The organism is Clostridium sp. Cult2 (assembly GCF_021655075.1).
Lineage (GTDB): Bacteria > Bacillota > Clostridia > Tissierellales > Tepidimicrobiaceae > Schnuerera.
The window spans coordinates 1-20,964 of sequence record NZ_PPXX01000022.1; the positions used below are offsets into that span (position 1 = coordinate 1).

Annotated in this window: 21 protein-coding genes, 1 tRNA gene and 1 pseudogene; 5 read left to right on the plus strand and 18 right to left on the minus strand. The window is 29.6% G+C overall.

Annotation, left to right across the window (positions count from 1 at the left end; genetic code table 11):
• Positions 1-156: 156 nt before the first annotated feature.
• From C3E90_RS02615 to trhA, 4 genes are all read right to left on the minus strand, one after another.
• A complete protein-coding gene (locus C3E90_RS02615; RefSeq protein ID WP_236914001.1) occupies positions 157-666 on the minus strand; it encodes a nitroreductase family protein in 510 nt (169 codons plus the stop codon).
• A gap of 9 nt (positions 667-675) precedes the next feature.
• Positions 676-876, minus strand: coding sequence for a cysteine-rich CWC family protein (locus C3E90_RS02620; protein ID WP_236914003.1), 201 nt, complete (start codon positions 874-876; stop codon positions 676-678).
• An 88-nt stretch (positions 877-964) separates the two neighbouring features.
• Positions 965-1,414 (minus strand): aminoglycoside 6'-N-acetyltransferase, encoded by a 450-nt coding sequence (aac(6'), locus tag C3E90_RS02625; RefSeq protein ID WP_236914005.1) that lies wholly within the window; start codon positions 1,412-1,414, stop codon positions 965-967.
• 251 nt (positions 1,415-1,665) lie between these two features.
• Positions 1,666-2,313, minus strand: coding sequence for a PAQR family membrane homeostasis protein TrhA (gene trhA, locus C3E90_RS02630; protein ID WP_236914006.1), 648 nt, complete (start codon positions 2,311-2,313; stop codon positions 1,666-1,668).
• 213 nt (positions 2,314-2,526) lie between these two features.
• Here trhA and C3E90_RS02635 point away from each other — a divergent pair, with 213 nt between their 5' ends.
• A complete protein-coding gene (locus tag C3E90_RS02635) occupies positions 2,527-2,889 on the plus strand; it encodes a DUF1667 domain-containing protein (RefSeq protein WP_236914007.1) in 363 nt (120 codons plus the stop codon).
• 179 nt (positions 2,890-3,068) lie between these two features.
• Here the strand turns inward: C3E90_RS02635 and C3E90_RS02640 are convergent, their stop codons facing one another.
• The 6 genes from C3E90_RS02640 to C3E90_RS02665 form a co-directional block, all read right to left on the minus strand.
• Positions 3,069-4,244 carry an MFS transporter gene (locus tag C3E90_RS02640; protein WP_236914008.1) on the minus strand — a complete coding sequence of 392 codons (1,176 nt, stop codon included), beginning with the start codon at positions 4,242-4,244 and terminating at the stop codon, positions 3,069-3,071.
• A 207-nt stretch (positions 4,245-4,451) separates the two neighbouring features.
• Positions 4,452-5,201: a type I methionyl aminopeptidase gene (gene map / locus C3E90_RS02645; RefSeq protein ID WP_236914009.1), complete on the minus strand. Its 750-nt coding sequence runs from the start codon at positions 5,199-5,201 to the stop codon at positions 4,452-4,454.
• Positions 5,202-5,261: 60 nt separating this feature from the next.
• Positions 5,262-6,209: a tetratricopeptide repeat protein gene (locus C3E90_RS02650; RefSeq protein ID WP_236914011.1), complete on the minus strand. Its 948-nt coding sequence runs from the start codon at positions 6,207-6,209 to the stop codon at positions 5,262-5,264.
• 135 nt (positions 6,210-6,344) lie between these two features.
• Positions 6,345-8,444, minus strand: a complete 2,100-nt coding sequence (locus tag C3E90_RS02655; protein WP_236914012.1) for a heavy metal translocating P-type ATPase — start codon at positions 8,442-8,444, stop codon at positions 6,345-6,347.
• A 114-nt stretch (positions 8,445-8,558) separates the two neighbouring features.
• Entirely contained in the window at positions 8,559-9,368 is an 810-nt protein-coding gene (locus C3E90_RS02660) for a nitroreductase family protein (protein WP_236914013.1), read from the minus strand.
• 69 nt (positions 9,369-9,437) lie between these two features.
• A complete protein-coding gene (locus tag C3E90_RS02665; RefSeq protein ID WP_236914014.1) occupies positions 9,438-9,992 on the minus strand; it encodes a phosphatase PAP2 family protein in 555 nt (184 codons plus the stop codon).
• 183 nt (positions 9,993-10,175) lie between these two features.
• Here C3E90_RS02665 and C3E90_RS02670 point away from each other — a divergent pair, with 183 nt between their 5' ends.
• Together C3E90_RS02670 and C3E90_RS13210 are read left to right on the plus strand one after the other, a co-directional pair.
• Entirely contained in the window at positions 10,176-12,038 is a 1,863-nt protein-coding gene (locus C3E90_RS02670; RefSeq protein WP_236914016.1) for an ATP-dependent helicase, read from the plus strand.
• A gap of 186 nt (positions 12,039-12,224) precedes the next feature.
• Positions 12,225-12,350 carry a hypothetical protein gene (locus tag C3E90_RS13210; protein ID WP_272879042.1) on the plus strand — a complete coding sequence of 42 codons (126 nt, stop codon included), beginning with the start codon at positions 12,225-12,227 and terminating at the stop codon, positions 12,348-12,350.
• Between the two features lie 44 nt (positions 12,351-12,394).
• On the opposite strand, the gene C3E90_RS02675 is transcribed toward C3E90_RS13210, so the two are convergent.
• Complete coding sequence (locus C3E90_RS02675) at positions 12,395-13,474, minus strand: GerMN domain-containing protein (RefSeq protein ID WP_236914017.1); 1,080 nt, start codon at positions 13,472-13,474, stop codon at positions 12,395-12,397.
• A gap of 84 nt (positions 13,475-13,558) precedes the next feature.
• The gene (locus C3E90_RS02680; RefSeq protein WP_236914018.1) at positions 13,559-14,287 is read right to left on the minus strand and encodes an HAD family hydrolase; all 729 of its coding nucleotides are present in this window, start codon (positions 14,285-14,287) and stop codon (positions 13,559-13,561) included.
• A 179-nt stretch (positions 14,288-14,466) separates the two neighbouring features.
• Between C3E90_RS02680 and C3E90_RS02685 the strand changes: the two genes are divergently transcribed.
• Complete coding sequence (locus C3E90_RS02685; protein WP_236914021.1) at positions 14,467-14,931, plus strand: DUF502 domain-containing protein; 465 nt, start codon at positions 14,467-14,469, stop codon at positions 14,929-14,931.
• 21 nt (positions 14,932-14,952) lie between these two features.
• Here the strand turns inward: C3E90_RS02685 and C3E90_RS02690 are convergent, their stop codons facing one another.
• The 5 genes from C3E90_RS02690 to C3E90_RS02710 all read right to left on the minus strand — a co-directional run bounded on the left by C3E90_RS02690 (position 14,953) and on the right by C3E90_RS02710 (position 18,769).
• Positions 14,953-16,107, minus strand: coding sequence for an Ig-like domain-containing protein (locus tag C3E90_RS02690; RefSeq protein ID WP_236914023.1), 1,155 nt, complete (start codon positions 16,105-16,107; stop codon positions 14,953-14,955).
• Positions 16,108-16,295: 188 nt separating this feature from the next.
• Positions 16,296-17,033: a helix-turn-helix domain-containing protein gene (locus tag C3E90_RS02695; RefSeq protein ID WP_236914025.1), complete on the minus strand. Its 738-nt coding sequence runs from the start codon at positions 17,031-17,033 to the stop codon at positions 16,296-16,298.
• A gap of 173 nt (positions 17,034-17,206) precedes the next feature.
• A tRNA-Lys gene (locus C3E90_RS02700) sits at positions 17,207-17,282 on the minus strand.
• 144 nt (positions 17,283-17,426) lie between these two features.
• Positions 17,427-18,299, minus strand: a complete 873-nt coding sequence (locus tag C3E90_RS02705) for a DegV family protein (RefSeq protein ID WP_236914027.1) — start codon at positions 18,297-18,299, stop codon at positions 17,427-17,429.
• A 299-nt stretch (positions 18,300-18,598) separates the two neighbouring features.
• On the minus strand, positions 18,599-18,769 hold the full coding sequence (locus C3E90_RS02710) for an aspartyl-phosphate phosphatase Spo0E family protein (protein ID WP_236914028.1): 171 nt from the start codon (positions 18,767-18,769) through the stop codon (positions 18,599-18,601).
• A 376-nt stretch (positions 18,770-19,145) separates the two neighbouring features.
• Here C3E90_RS02710 and pepT point away from each other — a divergent pair.
• A pseudogene (pepT, locus tag C3E90_RS02715) lies at positions 19,146-19,604 on the plus strand (tripeptide aminopeptidase PepT); the annotation flags it as partial.
• Positions 19,605-19,693: 89 nt separating this feature from the next.
• Here the strand turns inward: pepT and C3E90_RS02720 are convergent.
• A complete protein-coding gene (locus C3E90_RS02720; RefSeq protein ID WP_236914029.1) occupies positions 19,694-20,842 on the minus strand; it encodes a baeRF3 domain-containing protein in 1,149 nt (382 codons plus the stop codon).
• Positions 20,843-20,964 lie beyond the last annotated feature (122 nt).

The following is a 20,964-nucleotide window of genomic DNA, read 5'->3' on the forward strand; positions in this document are numbered from 1 at the left end:
TACAATTATTAATTAATGTGTTTTTATTAAATGATGATTATTAATAGAGTTTCTCTTGGCAATATTTTCTCAAAAATCAAGCTTCCAATGAATGAAATTGATAGAACATTTATATTTGGACAATTTGGAATAGATAATCTTTTGATAAAGTGTTACTTACCATTTATCGTAGTGTATTTTCCTTTCATCATATCTATCTATTGGTTCTTTTAACTCGTCTTTAACGCCAACTACAATCATACCAATAGGAATTACATGTTCAGGTAATTCTAAAACATCTGCCATGGATTCTGTCAATTTAGTAACAGAATAAAGCCCACACCATACAGCACCTAGTCCTATTCCATGGGCTGCCAATAGCATGTTTTGCATAGAAGCAGAGCAATCCTCTATAAGAAAGCCTATCTCTGGTTGCTTATCCTTATCTCCACATACTATTATTCCACAGCCTGCTTTAGGTAACATCTTGGAATATTTATGAAATTTAGTGATTTTTTCTATTATTTTTTTATCCCTTACCACTATATATTCCCTTGGCTCATAGTTATGGGCTGAAGGAGCTTGAAATCCAGCTTTTAATATGGTTTTTAAATCCTCTTCACTTATTGGCTCTCCTGTAAACTTACGAATACTCCTTCTAGTAAAAATAGCTTCTAATATATCCATTTTATAATCTCACTCCTTTAATGGTTTTTTCTTGTATTTTTCTATGCAGGATTTACATATGCACGCCTTGCCTTTTTTATCTACTGGAACTAAATCTAAAATATATTTAGGTATTTCAATTTTTTCACACCAACAATCTCCTTGATCATGTTGACAATTATTTAGTTTCCCACAAATAGGACAGATCTTTTCAATATCATTTAAAGCCATTATTCCACTCCCTTCTTAAATTATTATTGATTTTACCTACCATATATATTCTGTATCTTTCTAAAAATTCCTCCATATTATAGTACTATCAAATATCTTTAATAAAACAAATTATCCTATTAGCTTCTTTGAATCCTACTTTTTGATGAAATTTATAGCTTATATGATTATCTAACTCAATATCAGAACCCATTTGTGTACACCCTTTTTCCTTTGCCCATTCTTCTCCCTTAGTAATTAATTCTTTTGCAATACCATTATTTCTATATTCCGTTCTAACATATATTCCTTCCACATAACCTACAGGACTTGAACTAGAACCTTCTACGTAATCACTCCTAATAGATAAATTAGTAAATCCAATATATTCATCATCTAATTTATAAATAAAAGCCTGTTCTTTTTTTGAAGATAGCATCTTATGAAATTCATCCTTTAATTCATTTTCTTCATTATCTGGCCAAAGTGCTAATGCCATTTTAACCCATTGGTTAAAATTTTCTTTGGTTATTTCTTCAATATGTTTTATGTCTATCACCCCTAAGATTAATTTTATATAATCAATAATATTCTACATAAATTCTCATATTCCTTCTTATAAGAAAAACACCTTTTTGTTTATTAGGTGTTTTCTTAAAATTTTATAGATTATATTAGAATTTTAGTGCAAGTTTTTCCCAACAGTGACCAAATATATAATAAATTGTTCCTTTCCAATGCTTTTAATCATAATATTCACTCCTATTAAAGTATTGTAGTCCCAAAATCAGAAAACTATCTATGCCATACTTAAACTAAATATAATAATATACCTACAAAGTGAAGTACCGTTCCTCCCAAAACAAACATATGCCAAATGGCATGGTTAAAAGGAATCTTTTTATTACTATAGAATATAGTTCCTAATGTATAGGTTAATCCTCCTCCTAGTATCCAAAGCATAAAGTGTAAAGATGTCATCCTAACTATAGGTTTTATAGTAAATAATGCTATCCATCCCATAGCTATATACATGATTAATGATATAGCTTTATATTTATCGAATTTGCCAGCTGTAAATATTTTAAATATTACTCCTAATATAGCAATAGTCCATATGGCTACCATAATTCCTATTCTTAATCTACCCTCCATTGATAGCAAAGCTATAGGCGTGTAGGTTCCCGCTATGAATAAATATATGGATGAATGGTCAAATACTCTTAATATCCTCTTCGCCTTCTCATTTCTTATGCTGTGATAAAGGGTTGATGATAAGTACATAAATATTAAACAAAATCCATATATACTAAAGGCAACAATGGAAATAGTATCTTTTTTCCTAATAGAAAAAATCAATAATACAACTAAAGCCACTATTCCAAACAACACCCCTAATCCATGGGTTATCCCGTTAGCAATCTCTTCTTTTTTGGTGTATCTTTTTTTGTTTGCCACAGTTCATCTATCTCCTTTTATTTAATAAAAACATCTATTCTTCTTATTTCAAGTATACCTTATATATATAATATTAACCAACTTATATTTAGAATTTCGTAAGATTTGTTTATAAAAGTTTTGGCTTTTTAAAATCAATTATATACGTTCATTAATATGATATAATAATATGGTTTATATTATAAATATTTATTTTTTTGTGGAGGGAATATAATGGATAAAATTATAAAAAAATGCAAAGCATGTCCTATTGGCTGTGAACTTATTATAACAAAAAGTAATTCAACACCTTCCGGTTATGTTGTGGAGGGAAATAGCTGCAGTAGAGGTATGGAATTTGGTATAAAAGAAGTAACAGAACCTTCTAGAGTTCTAACAGGTAGAGTATTGCTGAAAAATGGTACCATAAAACGACTACCGGTAAAGACTACAGGGGTTATTCCTAAGGATAAGGTAGATGAGGTCATGAAAATTTTCAACTCCACTGAGGTTATGGCTCCTATTAAACGTGGAGATATAATTATTAAAAATATTTTAGGATTAGGAGTAGATGTAATAGCTGCAAGAAAGGCTTAAAAAAACTTAATTTATATTCTACTTTTACGTCTATTATAATTTCATTACATTTCCAATATTCCTAGAGATAATATCAATTAAGAATACTATATATAATATATTTCTTAATATATAGTTATAATTTCCCCGTTTTTTCATTAATACACCACCTAAGAACTAGTAGATAGTCTAAAGCATGCCTAGGTTTCCCTTGAATTTTTAACCTTTGTCAATTCAGCCTTTACATTTATTAGTTTAAATGCCAATATACTAATACCAATTAACATTATTCCTTTAATATTAAACACCGTTCTATTGCCTATATATTCATATATATAAGTCCCTATCATGGGTCCCAAAATTCCTCCTATGCCAAGGGCAAATTTATACTTCCCATAGGATTTGCCCCTTTGGTTATCACCTACAACATCAATAACTAAAGCAGACTGAGCTGGGCCATAGAACATTGTAGTTATAGCAATCAAAGTATTTATTATCATAAAATAATAATAACTATTTGTTGCTGGAATTAAATAATATAATATTCCCATAGCAAAAATACCAATAAATAATATTTTCCCTCTATTATATCTATCGGAAAATTTTCCAAATTTATTGGGTAAAAACATGGATAAAATGGCTCCAGGTATGAATAGATAACTTATTAGATGTAATTTATCGGTAATATTTTCCCTAACATATATAAGGTAGGTATGGGCTGTCATAGTGGATATAAAAGCATGTAGACCCATGATAATTAAAAATAGATTAAAACTCTTACTATTCTTTATTGTATCGTCTTCATAATTTTTTTTAATTCCTATGGTTTCCTCTACTTTAAAAACACTATAATAAAGACTGATTAAACTTGCCCCTAACGAGATAAAAAATGCAGCTTTGAAGGGATTGTTAAAAAGGTCATTGAATATTATGGTAAATCCTATAAAAGCTCCTAAAAAACTACCTTTATTTATAGATTCATCTATAATCCCAAAATTTTCTGACCTGTTATTTTTATGACTTATATCGGAAATAATCGTGTCTATACTAATCCAAAGAAAAGAACTACCTATACCTTGAAAAATCCTAGCGATTAATAGATATTTGAAATCATTGCCAATCAAAAATAGAAGGTTCATCAAACAATAAAATACTATTCCTAGAACAATTCCAACCTTCCTTCCTCTTTTGTCGATTAAATACCCTACTGCCGGTCGCATTAAAATAGTAAATAATGAAAATGCTGAATATATAACCCCTACTTCCATAACAGATATCCCCACAGAATGGGCATATACAGGGAATAAAAAGCCTATTAAAGAAAAGGGAAAGGAGATATAGAATGCTGATTTTTTTAAAGCTTTTAAACTTTTCATGGTAAAGCCTCCTCTATACTAGATTCTTTATTAAATCATATAAGACCTTCCTATATCTAGTATAAATTTAAAATTCCTCTATTTCTTCAACCTAAAGTAATCATTTTATACCCTTCTAATCTCATATACCGCACTGGCACTAACATACAAACTTGTTACATAGATTAATAATAAATAAGTTAATATATTAGTGCCTGGCACCTATATTTATTCTTGTTCTGTAAGGATTAGAGGCCCTTCCTTTGTTATGGCAATAGTATGTTCGTATTGAGCAGATAGTTTCCCATCAATGGTTCTTGCTGTCCATTGATTATCATCTATGGTACATGCAAACTTTCCTACATTAATCATTGGTTCTATAGTTAAAACCATTCCCTCCATAAGTCTTAATCCTCTCCCCGGTATTCCAAAATGAGGGACTTGTGGGTCTTCATGCATGTTCTTCCCTATACCATGGCCTACAAAATCTCTAACAACAGAAAATCCTTCTGATTCTACATAGGATTGAATAGTATAGGATATATCTCCTATCCTATTACCAATTATGACCTTTTCTATTCCAAGATATAAAGCTTTCTTAGTTACATCTAACAACTTCTTAGCCTCATCAGATATATTTCCTACTCCATAACTCCAGGCAGAATCTGCTAGCCAACCATCTAAATTTACTACCATATCTATGGTTACAATATCACCATCATTTAATGATTCCTTTCGTGGAAATCCATGGCATATTTCATCGTTAATAGAAGCACAGGTAGCATAAGGATAGCCATGATAACCCTTTTGTTCCGGAGTTGCTCCATGTTTCTTTAAATATTCTTCTACAAATTGGTCTATTTCATAAGTACTAATACCAGGTTTAATAATCTTAGCAATTTCCTTATGGGTATTTGCCAATAATCTTCCCGCTCTTTTCATCATTTCTATTTCATGTTCAGTTTTAATAATAACCATTTATCATTTCCTTTCTATAGATAATTCTATCTTAATATATACCAGAAACAATCTACATTATCAAATATCTTCATCTTTTTGATTAAGTAAAGAAATAAATCTTTCATCATGTCTTAAATTATCTAAATCCTCATCAACATCAACCATCTCTAATATTTTGGGGTATAATATTACAGCTTTTCTTAAATCCTTGATAGCTTTCTCTATTTCATTCAGCTTCGCATAACAACAAGCCCTATTATAGTACAAATATTTAGCATAAGGATTATATTTAATTCCCTCAGTCAATACTTCAATGGACTCTTCAAGTTTTCCTTCTTCAATATATATGGCTGATTTATTTAAATATGAATCCGAATAACTATTATTATTATTAATAGATTCATCGTAATATTCTATAGCTTTTTTATGATTATTTAATTTTTTGTATATTACTCCCATATTAAAAAGGGCCTTGTAATAATTAGGATCAATTTCAATACTTTTTTTTACCATATTATATGCTTTTTCATAATCCTTTAACTCTTCATAAATGGAACCCAAATTATTATAAGCTATATAATCTCTAGGGTTTAAATTAATAACTTTTTGATAATAATATATAGCTTTATCCTTATCCTCCATTTCATCATAAAGATTTGCTATATAAAAATAAGCCCTATCATAATCAGGATCTATTTCAACTGCCTTAAAATATAGCCTTAATGCTTTTTCCTTATCTTTTAGTCTTTCATACATAGTTGCCATTCCATATAAGGCTCCAGCTTGGGTTTTATCTAATCTTATAATCCTTTCATAGGCCTTCAAAGCCTTTTCAGGATTGTCTAACTCATCATATATAAGGGCGATATTATACAAAATTTGAATATTATCAGCCTTGCTCCCTTTGAACTTTAATGCCTTAATATAAAATTTAATAGACATTTCTCTATTTTCATCTAAATAGGCATTTTCTGCAAGAATTATATAGTTCTTTCTTCTGTCAAAATTGCTTAATTCGTTCTTCATCTTTGCAACAACTCCTAGATACAATATATTTACTTATAGTTTATCACAAGTTAATAGTTGATTATTACTTTTTCGAACAAATTCTTTAATATTAAGTGCAATAAAATAGGGCAGACTTACAAGTCTGCCCTATAATTAATCATATTTTAATGCTCTTATAGAGTTCAGTATGGCTATTATTGAAACTCCAACATCAGCAAATACTGCCTCCCACATAGTTGCAACCCCAAAAGCACCTAGTATTAATACAATAAGTTTAATACCCAAAGCAAAAACAATATTTTGCATAACTATTTTTTTTGTATTTTTTGCAATTTTAATACCTGTGGCTACTTTACCTATTTCATCCGTCATTATTACAATATCTGAAGCTTCTATAGCAGCGTCAGAACCTAATCCTCCCATAGCTATTCCAATATCAGCCCTTGCTAATACTGGTGCATCATTAACTCCATCACCAACAAAAGCAACTTTCCCTTTGGCCTCCTTTAATATTTCTTCAAATATATTAACCTTATCTTGAGGTAATAAATCTCCATAAACTTTATCGATGCCAACTAAATCTGCTACTTTTCTAGCAGTTTCTTCCTTATCTCCAGAAAGCATTATAGTTTCTCTAATTCCTTCAGATTTGATATTTTCAATATCCTTAATTACGTTTTCTTTTAGCTCATCAGATACCACAATAGCCCCTACTTGGATATCATTTTTAGCCACATAAACTATTGTTCCGATAGACTCCTTCTCTTCTATTTCAATATTATTATCCTCAAATAGCTTTTTATTACCAATTAATACTTTCTTACCTTCTATTTCTGATTGAATCCCTTTTCCAGCTATTTCTTTATAGTTAGTAATTTTAGTTTTGTCTATTTCTTTGCCATAAGCCTCAATTATAGACTTGCCTATTGGATGATTTGAATAGGATTCACCTAAAGCCGCTAGTTCTATTATTTCATCTGTTGTAGCTCCGTTATAGCTATCTACTTCTGTCACTTTGAAGGTACCCTTGGTAATAGTTCCAGTCTTATCAAATACAATAGTATCTACCTCATTCAACCCTTCTAAATAGTTGCCACCTTTAATAAGAACCCCTGCTTTAGATGCCCCTCCAATTCCACCAAAGAAACCTAATGGAATAGAAATAACCAAAGCACAAGGACAGGATATTACAAGGAATACAAAAGCTCTATAAGCCCAGTCGGAAATATCATAGCCTAAAAGCAACGGTGGAATAAGGCCAATTGCTAAAGCTGTAAATACCACTACTGGTGTATAATACTTGGCAAATTTTGTTATAAAATTTTCAGTTGGTGCTTTTTTGCTTGAAGCATTCTCAACTAAATTCAATATCTTTGATACGGTAGAATCTTGAAATTTCTTTTTTACCTCTACTTTTAGTAATCCTTCATTGTTAACAAAACCACTCAACACCATATCCCCTGAGTTTATAGTTCTTGGTACAGATTCTCCAGTAATATTTGAAGTGTCAACAGATGATTTTCCTTCCACGACTATTCCATCTAAGGGAACCTTCTCCCCTGGTTTAATGACTATATAATCACCTAATTGAACATCCTTAGGATTAACAACTACTATTTCCTCATTTTTCTCTAGATTTGCATAATCTGGCCTAATATCCACTAAGGATGATATTGATCTTCTAGAATGATTAACTGCCAACCCTTGGAAAAACTCACCTACCTGATAAAAGAGCATTACCGCTACCCCTTCTGGATACTCTCCTATAGCAAAAGCTCCAATAGTAGCTACTGTCATTAGAAAATTCTCATCAAAAGGTTGTCCAGCAAGTAAATTTCTAATAGCCCTAATAATTATTTCAAATCCAACTAAAATATAGGCCATAAGATATATTGTTAATTTAGGAACACCTTCTAATTTGAATATCCAAGGCATTATGAATAAAATTCCACTAATTATTATTTTAAATATATCATTTTTGTTTATATTTCCATGGTTATGTTGGTGATTAGGTTGAAGATTACTATTCTCTTCTACTACCTTGACATCCGGTTCCAATCTTTTTATTATATATTTGATTTCATCAATTATCCCTTTTGATTTATTTTCTTCAACTACATGAATCTTTAATTTTTTTGAAACAAAATCTAATGTTGCATCGTCTACACCATCAATTTCCTTTGTTAGTTTTTCAATTTTTGATGCACAACTGGCACAATTTAGTCCTTCTAATCCAAGGATAAATTCTTTCATGAAAATGTCCCCCTTCACTACTATTAAACATATGAACACTTGCTCATATGTTTAATTCTATTATATGCTATCTCTTTTTAGCTGTCAATAAAAAAACGCCTTAAAAGGCGTTTTTTACAAAGCAAATTCCCCAACAAGCTTATATTTAGATTCACCATACTCTATATCAGCCTCATCTACCAGATGCCATCCTTTTTTCAATCCAATAACTTCTCCTAAAGCCTCAAAATAATACATTATTATTCCTGCGTCCATAAGATCTGTTCTACCTTCTTCTGAATATTCTAACAACAGGAGGATCTTCGCATCTTTTAAGATAAATCTCCAAGGCTGTAAATTGTAATTAGAAGGAGCAAATCGTATGTAGTAAAATAAATCATCTAATCCTCTGCTTTCTAATTCCTCTATAGTTATAGGATTACCTATTCTATCTTTATAAACTATCTGGTTTACTGCATATCTAGAACTAGCTGGTTCCTGAACAAAAGGGTTTTTAGTTTTAGGATAGCCAAAGGCTACTAAGTACCCAATATTTTTATTGTCCTCTCCTAGAACATCCGCTTTAATGTCCTTATCTACCATTTTTACGTTAATCCAACAACTACCTAGATTTAACCTTGTTAAATTAGTCATCAATTTCTCAGTATAATAAGAAGCTGTAATAATAGATGTTTCAGTAACTTCTTTTAACCTAATCCCTATATAATAAGGGCTTTCTATCATTACCCCTGCATAACCTGCTAAACCATCTAAAGTTTTATAGATTTTATCTCCTTCATCAAATAATACAAAATTGAAATATTTATTTTTAGCTTCTTCTTCTAAATCTTTAAAATTTTCTATTACCTCTACTGTAGTTCTACTGTCTAATTTCTTCTTCTTAAAATCCCTAGTAGATTTCCTGTTTTTCAAAAAATTACTCATTAGCAATTATATCACCCTTTCTAGTGGTATATATTAATATATACCACCAATATGAAATTTTAATCCATATTAAATTTGAAATATATTGATTAAGTTTTTTATATAGTTAATTAAATACATATGGACTACAATGGCTGAACCTACTCCTAATATAATGCCTGCCACTACATCTGTTGGATAATGGACACCTAAATAAATTCTTGAAACACCAATGAGTAATGCTATAGCAAAAACAACAAAAGTTAATTTAGGTATGTTTAATACTATAGTAGTTGCTACAGAAAAACTAGCTGAAGTATGGCCTGAAGGAAAGGAGTAGTCCTTCAAAATTATACCAAAGGTATTTAAATTTTTAAGCATATTATAAGGCCTTTCCCTACTCAATAGGCTTTTTAATCCATAGGTAATACTTTGACTAATTGCTAAAGTTACAGAGCCTTGTATCCCAATTGTTCTAGCCTTCCCCTTACCAAATATCAATAATGCCAAAATAAACAATGTGGTAAATACAACACCACCTATATTTGTAATTTTAGGCATAAATCTATCTAAAAAATCAGATTTAATATTTTCATTTATAGCCTTTATTAATTTTTCATCAAACCATTTTAAACCTTTTTTCATAATAATCACCTCTAACCTTCATATAGTATTATACTATACTAAATCAAATATTACCCTATTTTCTGTAATTATAATCAATCCCCCTGTCTTACTTTGTCAAGGAAATTTTAATACTTTTTAAAAAATAAAATCTATGATAGATTATAAGATATGGAACATAGTCCAATAGAAGTAGGTGTTTTTATGAATTTAAGCAAGGAACAAAAAAAAGCTATCTCTCATATTAAGGGTCCAGCTTTGGTATTAGCTGTACCAGGAGCAGGTAAAACTACGGTATTAATCCATAGAACTGCCAATCTAATACTTAATAAAAATGTAAGTCCTGAGAAAATATTGTCTATTACCTTTAGTAGAGCTTCTGCTAAAGATATGAAATATAGGTTCAATAATATCTATGGGGATATCTCTCATGTACCAGTTCATTTTTCAACTATTCATAGTTTTACTTATAGTTTGATAAGAGAATATGCTTTTAAAAACAAAAATAGATATACCCTCATTGAAGATAATAGTAAAAAAATGAATAAAATTAATTTACTAAAAGACATATACTTTTCTGTAAATAAAGATTATATTACAGAAGAAAAACTAGAGTCTCTGATAAATTCCATAGGATACATTAAAAATATGCTTATTACTACAAAAGATTTTCTATTAGAATTTAAATTAGATATAGATAATTTTGATCATATTTTTAATACCTATGAAAACTATAAAAAAACCAATAATTTAATAGATTTTGATGATATGTTAACATTATCTTTGGAAATATTAAAAAAGGATAACTATCTATTAGACAAATATAGGAATAGATATGAATACATACAAGTAGATGAAGGTCAGGATACATCTAAAGCTCAGTTAGAAATTATTAAAACTTTAGCTCATCCTAAGAATAATCTATTTATAGTTGCTGATGATGACCAGTCCATCTATGGTTTTAGAGGGGCTTATCCTCAGGGACTGTTTGAATTTAGTAGAATTTATAAAGATAGCAAAATATTCTATATGGAACAAAATTATCGTTCTTCTAAAAATATAGTTTCCCTATCCAATAAATTTATTAAGAAAAACACTTTAAGATATAATAAGAATGTTTTTACTGAAAACCAGTATATTGAACCAATAAATATAGTAAAAGTTAATAATTTAGAAGAGGAATACCAATATATAATAGAGCAATTAAAAGAAATAAATAATCATAATGATACAGCTATCCTATTTAGAAACAATATATCTGCTATAGGCATTATAGAGAGTTTAGAGCGAAATAATATTCCTTTTTACATGAAAGATGCAAATATAAAGTTTTTTAATCATTGGCTAGTACAGGATATCATTAACTTTTTCCTATTATCTTATGATAATACAGATATTCAATCCTTTGAAAAAATATATTTTAAGATGAATGGCTTTATCTCTAAAAAACAGATTAACTATATAAAAACGTTAAATTCTAATAAATCAGTGTTTGATAGACTATTAAGCCTTCCTGGAATAAAGGGATTTTATAAAAATAATTTTTTGGATTTGAAATTGAACTTCAAAAGATTATCCAAGTTGAAACCCTATGAAGGTATTTACCATATTGAAAAAAAATTAGGATATGAGGACTATTTAAGAGAAAGCTGCATGAAATTTGGCCATACTATGGATTCACTTAGGACAATTTTAGAATATCTAAAAATTATAGCTTATAGAACTGTTGATTTAAAAAAATTTATTAGACGATTAAAATATTTAGAATATCTTTGTATTCAATCAAAAAATGTAAGAGAAGGTATTACATTATCCACAGTACATTCTGCTAAAGGCTTGGAATTCAAGAGGGTTTATATTATCGATTTAATTGATGGAGACTTTCCAACCATAAACAGTATCGATGCCTTCAAGAAGGGAAATATTGAATCTTTAGAAGAAGAAAGAAGACTATTCTACGTAGGCATGACAAGGGCAAAAAAACATTTAACTCTAATTACCTATATTAACAGGAATGACAAAAAGGTTAGTCCATCAAGATTTCTATTAGAATTAGAAAATCTATAGGTTAACCTAATGTACTACATTAACTCTTATAATCTTTAATTTTAGCCACATGAAGTCTTAAGTTGAACTTTAACATCAATCTAAAATCTTCACTATATCCCTATTTATTTTTATTATATTTTTTAATAAATTTGGAATACTATAGAGGAAGAATTACATTAAAAATTTGGATTGAGGAGGTTTGAAGTGGGTAAAAACAAAAAAGATTCTTTCAAGAATCAAAAAGGCAATAAAAATGTAGGCAAAAATAAAAACAAGAACAAGAATGACAATAAAGACGGTAATGATAACAGCAATGTGGATGATTTTTAGCTAATATGAGAGAACCCCTTTTAAATGGGGTTCTCTCACATTTACTAGTCATTATATTCTTCTATATTAGAATAATCTACTGTAAAAAATTCATCTTCTTTTATTGCAAAATGTCCAGAACTATATGGAATACCTTCTGTTGAAATATATACTCTCTCTACTCCATAGTGATTGCCAAAAGTATTTACAATACTCTTTATTATTTCCATTTCCATTGCAGAGCCTGCATTCATTTCTGATAATAATTCCTTAGAAAAATCAACTCTAACTATTTGATTTCCTCTATCCAATTCTATAGAATTGATCTTCGTATTTTTTGAAATAGGGGGAATTAAGCCTTTCTTACCAGGATTTTTAATACTATATTCTAATATTTCCGTTATACTTCCATTGGTATTAAATTCTATATCTTTATCCATGTATGCTGTTTTAATATCCTCTTCCATAGGATAATAAAACCTAATATCCATTTGATAAGGTTCATTTTCCACTTCTTCCAATAGAGTCTTTACTTCAAAATCACCATCTTTATAAATATAAGCTACAAGTCCAATTCCTTTTACATAGTAATTTAATTGTTTTCTACCCTCTCCTAATTCAGTAGTGACTTCAAGAGCCTTAAAAGTTTTGTATGGGGTTTCAACAGTTACATCTAGCCCAGTTATACTATTTTTATAACCATCAGAAGTGCTCCATGATGTACCTACCTTTAATGGTTCCTTTAAAATTATATTGGTTTTTTCGCTGGGAATATTTAACATATTTTCAATATGATAAAACTCTCCTTCGCTAAATATTTCCCTTAATTCTCCATCATCATACTCTAGTACCTTCACCACCACCGTACCAGGATTGAATATTTTAAGTTGGCCTCTATTGCCCTGGATGAATTCAAAAAATGTAGTTTGCTCTGCGAATTCATTGCCAATTCCCTCATATTCCATCTTCATGTTTTCTTTAAAAGGATAAAAATCTTTAATAGTCAAATTTTCTTCATCTGGCTCAACAATTGTCTTTCCCTCATCTGAAGAATTGTTTCCTTCAGGCTTATTCACTCTCCCACAACCTGTAAGCACTAGAGAAATTAATAATATTAATCTTATTAAAAATAAAAATCTTTTCATCCTAATCACCTCTTCTATCTTCAATTTCAACTATAGTTCTACATATGGATTATGTCCTTATTTTGTAGATTTTATTTAACAAATCTATTGCAATATTTCTACATCTGGTTGTAATCTATATATTACATCTTTTCTTTCAACGATTATTACTGTATTTTTAGAGAGGTTTTCATCTTCTCTAATACTTAATAGAAATTCTCTATTAGGATTAATAGCAATAGGATTTCCTACCATCCTAAGCATGGATAAATCGCCAGTCGTATCCCCATAAGCATAACTATTCTTTAAATCTACCTCATATCTTTCTAAGAATTCATTTAATGTTCTTTGTTTATTTTCAGAATCCCACATCTTTACTATTTCACCAGTAAAATTATTTTCATCATCAACTAAATAAGCTGTACCTCTACATTCAGTTACACCATATTTCTCAGCCATCTTTGAAACTAAAAAATCTGGACTACCTGATATAAAAAACACCTTATGTCCTTGGCTTTTATGCCAGTCAATTTGATCTCTTGAGTATTTATACACCATGTCACCATTTACATTAATGACTTGGGAAGCAATAAATTCAATATAGGATTTGTTTACACCTTTTAATTCATTAATATATACCTCGGCTAAGGTTTCTAGGTAATGCTCAAAATCTCCATATCTCTTTTCCCATTCCTCATAAACTGGTTTTATTTTGTTATACCATATAGATGGATCTATAACCTCATATTTAATTAATTTTTTAAAATGTTGTATCATTAAAGAATTCCTAAAAAGGGTGCCATCAATATCAAAGAAGGCTGCAATATTCTCCACAAAATCACCTAATTTCTTTTTTAGTTTATTATATATTATATACCCAAGTTAGTATAGTAGTCCCTTATGGGAGATTATATTTATTTGTATTATAATATATAAAATTTAATACAATTCTTTTCTATTTAGTATATAATTGATTATAGCATAATTATCAATTTCTCTTAGGAGGTCTTCATATGAAAAAGCTACGCTCTCTGTTTTTAAAGGGACTTTTGGCTATGTTGCCATTAGCTATTACTTTATATGTATTATTTTGGTTTATAACAGCTTTAGATAAGTTTATTGGTAGCATTATCGTAGCCATAACAGGTATATCCTTTCCTGGAATAGGGTTATTCTTTGGAATCGTTTTAATTCTATTAACAGGATTTTTTATTTCTAATTATGCAGTGGTAAAACTAGCTAGAGGAGTAGAAAAACTTTTTGAAAAATTGCCTTTTGTTTCTAAAATTTATACTGGGGTTAAGCAAATAATTAATGCTTTTACATTAAAGGATAAACAATTATTTGATGAAGTTATGCTTATAGAATACCCACGAAAAAATACTTTTGCTTTAGGATTTGTAACTGGAGAGTGTGGAGGTGAAGTTCAAGAAAAAAGCTATAGCTATGGAAGTTATTCCTACAACTATAGCTATTAATGTTTATTTAGATTTTGTATCCTATCTTGAATAAGCTGCTTTTATATACTCATATATGATATTTTGCCCAGCTGCATTAGGATGTGGATTTCGAGTCAAAGTGCCCCAAATATCCCATGGCCTTGGATAGAAGTAAGTTATTGATCCCATATTGCTTGAATAATAATCAAATCCTGCAAACACATTAGCAACTGAATACCCTAAATTAGTATTGTTGTTAATTGTATCATTTAAACCACTGCCATCATTTCTAAACAAATAAGAATCCACTAATTCATGTAAAGTTGTGTCAGAAGTATTATATGGATTATATGTTGTATTTACAATTAATACAGTATTTGAATTAAGATATTTTATCCTATTTATAATTTGATTCCAGTGTGTATTAAAATCACTAAGCCCTTGATCTGCTATAGTAGTATTAATATTATTCCAATCATATCCACTAATAGAACCACTACTCTTTGCCGCCTGCATTAAGTTGTTACCACCAATACAAATAGTTATTACATTTGCACCTCTCACCGCAGTTATCATGTTGGAATCGTTATTTAATTTAAACAAAAGCTCATTGGTCCTGTCGCCATCTTTTTCAAGTCTAGTCAAATTCACATTCACACCTGGATTCCGGGACTTGATATACTCATAAAAATAAGAAACATAAGAAGTAATTGTTTTTCCAGGATAAATTGTACCAGTAGCGATAGAATCACCTAAAGATACATAAGATATTGATGGTTGTGGAATTACTGGCTTTATTGTAATGTTTAAATCGATTGAATCTGAACCACCTTTATTATCAGTTACCATTAGTCTTAAGCTATCATTACCTATATAATCTGTATATGGTTTATAAGTTAGACTTGTTGTTTTACCTTCAGTAGGTTTCAAAGCAACAGTTCCGTGATTTGAATTTGTACCTATACTCCAGGTTAAGGTATCCTTTTTATCCTTATCTGTAGCATTAAATGAAAGGGTTAATGATGAATTCTGATTAATATTAATATTGATAGGTTGGTCGCCTTGAGAAATCACTGGTAGATTGTTTTTTAAAGAAACAGGTGGTTTTGATGGTTTTGATGGTTTTGCAGCTTGCAATGGCATAGAGATAATAGCAAATACTGTTAAAAATACAATTAATGACGTTATTAATTTATATCTTTTTTCCAAAAGCATTTTTTCACCTCCTAGATAAAATATTCAGACTCCATTATTAAAAACTATGATACTCCTTGTTATAAATGTTGGTACTTTATTATACTAAATTGTGCGTAAAGAGCATAGTATCGTTATTGTTAATGTAAGTACAGATATTGCTAACTCAAAAAAGGCTTCAAAGTCATATTGACTTTAAAGCCTTTTTTCTACTTTTTATTATTCTTTAATACCATCTCTCGATATTGTGATGGTGACATTCCTACCATCTCCTTAAATATCTTAGCATAATATCCACTGTAATCCAAACCACAGGCAGCAAAAGCATCAGCTACTCCAATGTTTTCATCACACAATTTCTCCTTCAATTTTTGGAGTTTGATTTTTTTATAATAACTGAAAGGTGTTTCACCAGTATACATCTTAAATAGGTGAGAAAAATGATATGTACTTAAATTTACTGCTTTTGCTACTGTTTCCAATTCAAACTTGTTAATCCAATGATCTTCCATATACTCTTTAGCTTTTGCAATTTCCAAGCGCCCTTTATAAATTCTTTTTTTTATAAAAACTGCGGCTATATAGTCAATATTATTGAATTCGTTCAATATTGGAAAACAGATTATATCCTGATACATGGAATCAATTTTAAAATCTATATTATTATGTTTATAAATGGTCCTCATATAATTTAGTGGCACTCTTATTTCTGAAATTGAAACCTTTTCTCCTTTAAAAGCCAATTTTATAAAATCCCTTAGTTCTAATTCATCATTTACTACAAAGTCGTTTATAACATTAAATATACCTATGACATCTTTTGGATTTAGTATACCCCACGCTTCACAGCATTCTCGATTAATAAAAGATAAGGTTCCATCTAAATCAAAAATTACGATAGGTATGGGAAAAAAATCAACAAATTGAAAAAAGTGTTCTCCCACCATTTTGCCACCTCCATATAAGTGGAAAAAGAAAAAGCGCCTTAATATATCTTTCTTATATATTATCATATGAGCGCTCGTGAATTAAATGCTAATTTCAAATTGTATGCTAGAATTTTTCTTTCAAGATTTTTCAGAAAAGAAACTCTGTAACTAAAATAGTTACAGAGTTTATATGGTGCACCTTCAGGGACTCGAACCCTGGGCCCACTGATTAAGAGTCAGTTGCTCTACCGTCTGAGCTAAAGGTGCATACCCAATCAACATTATTTATTATACTACTATTGATTGAATTTGTCTATACTTTTTTATAACTATCGTATTCTTCACTTAATAATCTCATTAATATTTCATCGTGATATAATAATAAATCCAGGCAATTACCTGGATTTATTATTAATCTTCATGTTTTTCATTTAAGAAAAATACCGACAAAGTGCCAGGACCAGAATGAGCTCCTATAGCACATCCTACAATATTTATAATAAAATCATTACAACCATATTCCTTTTCAATCATCTCTTTTAATTTCATTGCACCTTCTAAATCATCTCCATGGTTAATACCAATAGTTTGATTTTTTAAGTCTGCCTTCCCCCCACGCTCTTCCATTATTTGAATCATTCTTTTTAATACTTTCGCCCGACCTCTAACCTTTTCTAGTGGCTGTAATTTACCTTCTTCTGACACATCTAAAATGGGCTTAATATTCAGTAACCCTCCCACAAAGGCTTGAGTACGAGTAACTCTTCCCCCTCTAAATAAATATTCTATATCATCTACGGTAAATATATGTTCAATATGGTCCACATAAAAATCTAACATCCTTAAAATTTCTTCTTTACTTTTACCTTCTTTGGCCATTTTGCCAGCTTTATGAACTAATAATCCGAAGCCTACTGAAGCTGATTTTGAATCTACTATGTCTATATTCATATTAGGATATTTTTCTTTTAGGGAGTCTCTAACTATTACAGATGTTTGGTAGGTGCTTGAAAGTCCTGATGAAAAAGCTATGTATATTACATCTTCCTCTTTGTTGGCTAATTCAGTAAATTTCTCTTCAAACATTTTTGGAGCTATTTGTGCTGTTTTATAAACCTGTCCTGCTCTCATATCATAATACAAATCTTTTGGGTCGATAGTGACACCATCTAAATACTCTTCATCATCTTTTATAACAATAATTGGAACTATATCTATATTATATTTATCTAATATCTCTTTAGGTAAATCACAAGCACTATCACTGAGTATCTTTACTGCCATAACAAATTCCTCCTTTAATTTTCCTCTACCTATAATATATCATTAGAAATCATTAATTAAAACCTTAAATTTAAAATGCTTGCATATATTATATATATTTCAAATAGATTATAATACCATGATTAATAAGGGGTGGTTCTATTGAAATTTTTCTTTATACGAAAAAAGGTATTGTATTGGATTATTGGAATATTAATAGTTTTAATTGCACTATCCATTTTATACTCTCTTATTTAGTTTTATTTGGTTCAAATTATTAATCGTAATAAAAAATGAGCAGATAAATATTAAACAACTGCTCATTTTTTATCTAACTGCACATTATAATACTTATCTATAAGCCTGTCTAATTCTATACTAAATTTCAGTACTTCATCCCTGTTTATATCCTTTACTGCTAAAAGATTCAATTCATTTCTTTTAGTTTCAATTTCTGTCTTTAACTCTTCTAATAAACGTTCCCTACTCATCTTCCCCATTCCCTTCAGCCTTATTATTTTGTTAGTAAAATAGTTAACATCCTTCTGTTGTCATTAGAAAATTAAGCAACACTATTATTAATTTTACCATTTGATTGATAAATTTCCAATCTAAATTTCATTTATTTCTATTAATATTTTTAATATATTAGCAGGATTAAAGTAATTGATAAACTAATTTCTTCCTCAAAATCTCTTATTCATATTATACCACAAACTTTTTTTACAAAACATGAATTATAACACAATTTTTCTTTATTCAATAGGTGCTAAATTTCCTATTTTTATTATATTTGTATAAATAGTCTAAAAGTATTATTATCATTAACCTTTCTTTTATAAGAATTTATTTTTCTAACCTAGTATTTTAGGTGAAACTATAATAACTACAGATGGTACAACTTTACTTGGGGCAGATAATAAAGCTGGAGTTGCTGAAATAATAACTGCCATCGAATATTTAATTAATAACCCAGATATCCCCCATGGTACTATAAAGATTGGTTTCACTCCTGACGAGGAAATTGGTAGAGGTGCTGATTTTTTTGATGTGGAAAAGTTTAATGCTGATTTTGCCTATACAGTAGATGCCGGCCCTATCGGTGAATTAGAATACGAAAATTTCAATGCAGCCACCGCTAAAATATCTATACAAGGAACAAATATTCATCCAGGTACTGCTAAAAACATGATGGTAAACTCAATGTTAATAGGAATGGAATTAAACTCAATGCTACCGGTAAATGAAAGACCAGAATAGACAGAGTATTATGAAGGGTTCTACCATTTAGTTGGATTCAATGGTTCGGTAGAAAAGACTGAAATGGAAAAAGCTGTAGACCTTATATTAAAGATTATAGAATTGAATAGTTTAGGAACCCTATCGTCATAATAGGGTTCCTATATTTTTCATATTTAAAATCTAAATATGGCAGCAGCTCCTGTATTTGAAGGCATTCTTTCCTTTGGTAATACTACAACTTCTCCTTTGGATTTGAATACCATCTCTGCTAAATCATCTAATATATCCCCTATTAATGGATTTTCTAGATTGCCTTCCTCTATTTGATTTGTTTCTGGATTTATTTTACCGGATACTACCCTATCATCTTCTACCAATATGGTTTGAACTCTATTTTCTAAAGCTGCTCTTGCTATTTGAGCTAAATCATCGGAACCTAAAAATTGAGCTCTAGCATTTTCAAATCTTTCCACCAATTCTTTAGTTCTATTTAAGTAAACGGACTCCATCTGTTCCCATGCTTTCTCCCTAAGTTCATTTAAACTTAGAGAATCAAAATCTACTTTAATGCCATTTTCCATTAGATAAGGGTTATGGCTTAAGTTTTTAAACAGTGTGTGATATTCAGGTAAAGCTACCAACATTAAAGGTAATTTAGATGGTCTAGAGTATCTATCTAGCACTGTCCTATCAACAAACCTAAAAAACCTTTCTATATCGATTTGAATTTCATCTTTTTTGGATCCATGACCATGAAACATTGCCCTATCTCCGCCTCCATAGGAAGCTGCTTTTAAATAAGAATCTGTGTATTCATCACCAAGAGCCTCTGTTATTGTACTAGGAATATCTGGTGCTAATTCCAGCTGATCTAAAGTATATCTATTACCTTCAAACAACTTAAATTCCTTTCTATTTAATCCTAAAAGTTGATAGCCATCTGCAGATTGAAATTTTCTAATTAAAGGTTTAATATAAAAACTATCAGATACTAAGGCCAGTTCTTCAACTTTACGTTGTAACTTATAAATTACACATTTACCATCGACTAACAATACAGCTATACCATCATAACTATGCTTCCAAAATTCATAATCTTCTCCTAAAGCATATAAAGGTTTTAAAATAGGCATTATTTCTCTTTTAGGATATTTTTGTTTTAATGACTCTTCTACCTGTCTTACCAAATTTTTAAATCTAATAATATCCTGTTTAGTTTCTGAACTTTGTCTATGAGTAGGTTGATATAAAGATATATATGGCCCTTGGCTCTCTTCATTTAGAATTTCATTGGGAAAATCATTGATGATTTTGTATAACAATTCAATCCCCTCCAAAAATTTAAATATACCTTTATTATGCTTGTACCCAAAATATTTGTTTTGAACTATTTTTTTAAATTTAATGGTGAAAATAGTTTATGTTTTAAATATCAATATTAATA

Coding starts and splice junctions, on each gene's coding strand:
- C3E90_RS02615 (WP_236914001.1), bottom strand. CDS start 666: ATGGATATATTAGAAGCTATTTTTACTAGAAGGAGTATTCGTAAGTTT.
- C3E90_RS02620 (WP_236914003.1), bottom strand. CDS start 876: ATGGCTTTAAATGATATTGAAAAGATCTGTCCTATTTGTGGGAAACTA.
- C3E90_RS02635 (WP_236914007.1), top strand. CDS start 2,527: ATGGATAAAATTATAAAAAAATGCAAAGCATGTCCTATTGGCTGTGAA.
- C3E90_RS02640 (WP_236914008.1), bottom strand. CDS start 4,244: ATGAAAAGTTTAAAAGCTTTAAAAAAATCAGCATTCTATATCTCCTTT.
- map (WP_236914009.1), bottom strand. CDS start 5,201: ATGGTTATTATTAAAACTGAACATGAAATAGAAATGATGAAAAGAGCG.
- C3E90_RS02650 (WP_236914011.1), bottom strand. CDS start 6,209: ATGAAGAACGAATTAAGCAATTTTGACAGAAGAAAGAACTATATAATT.
- C3E90_RS02655 (WP_236914012.1), bottom strand. CDS start 8,444: ATGAAAGAATTTATCCTTGGATTAGAAGGACTAAATTGTGCCAGTTGT.
- C3E90_RS02660 (WP_236914013.1), bottom strand. CDS start 9,368: ATGAGTAATTTTTTGAAAAACAGGAAATCTACTAGGGATTTTAAGAAG.
- C3E90_RS02665 (WP_236914014.1), bottom strand. CDS start 9,992: ATGAAAAAAGGTTTAAAATGGTTTGATGAAAAATTAATAAAGGCTATA.
- C3E90_RS02670 (WP_236914016.1), top strand. CDS start 10,176: ATGAATTTAAGCAAGGAACAAAAAAAAGCTATCTCTCATATTAAGGGT.
- C3E90_RS02675 (WP_236914017.1), bottom strand. CDS start 13,474: ATGAAAAGATTTTTATTTTTAATAAGATTAATATTATTAATTTCTCTA.
- C3E90_RS02685 (WP_236914021.1), top strand. CDS start 14,467: ATGAAAAAGCTACGCTCTCTGTTTTTAAAGGGACTTTTGGCTATGTTG.
- C3E90_RS02690 (WP_236914023.1), bottom strand. CDS start 16,107: ATGCTTTTGGAAAAAAGATATAAATTAATAACGTCATTAATTGTATTT.
- C3E90_RS02695 (WP_236914025.1), bottom strand. CDS start 17,033: ATGGTGGGAGAACACTTTTTTCAATTTGTTGATTTTTTTCCCATACCT.
- C3E90_RS02705 (WP_236914027.1), bottom strand. CDS start 18,299: ATGGCAGTAAAGATACTCAGTGATAGTGCTTGTGATTTACCTAAAGAG.
- C3E90_RS02710 (WP_236914028.1), bottom strand. CDS start 18,769: ATGAGTAGGGAACGTTTATTAGAAGAGTTAAAGACAGAAATTGAAACT.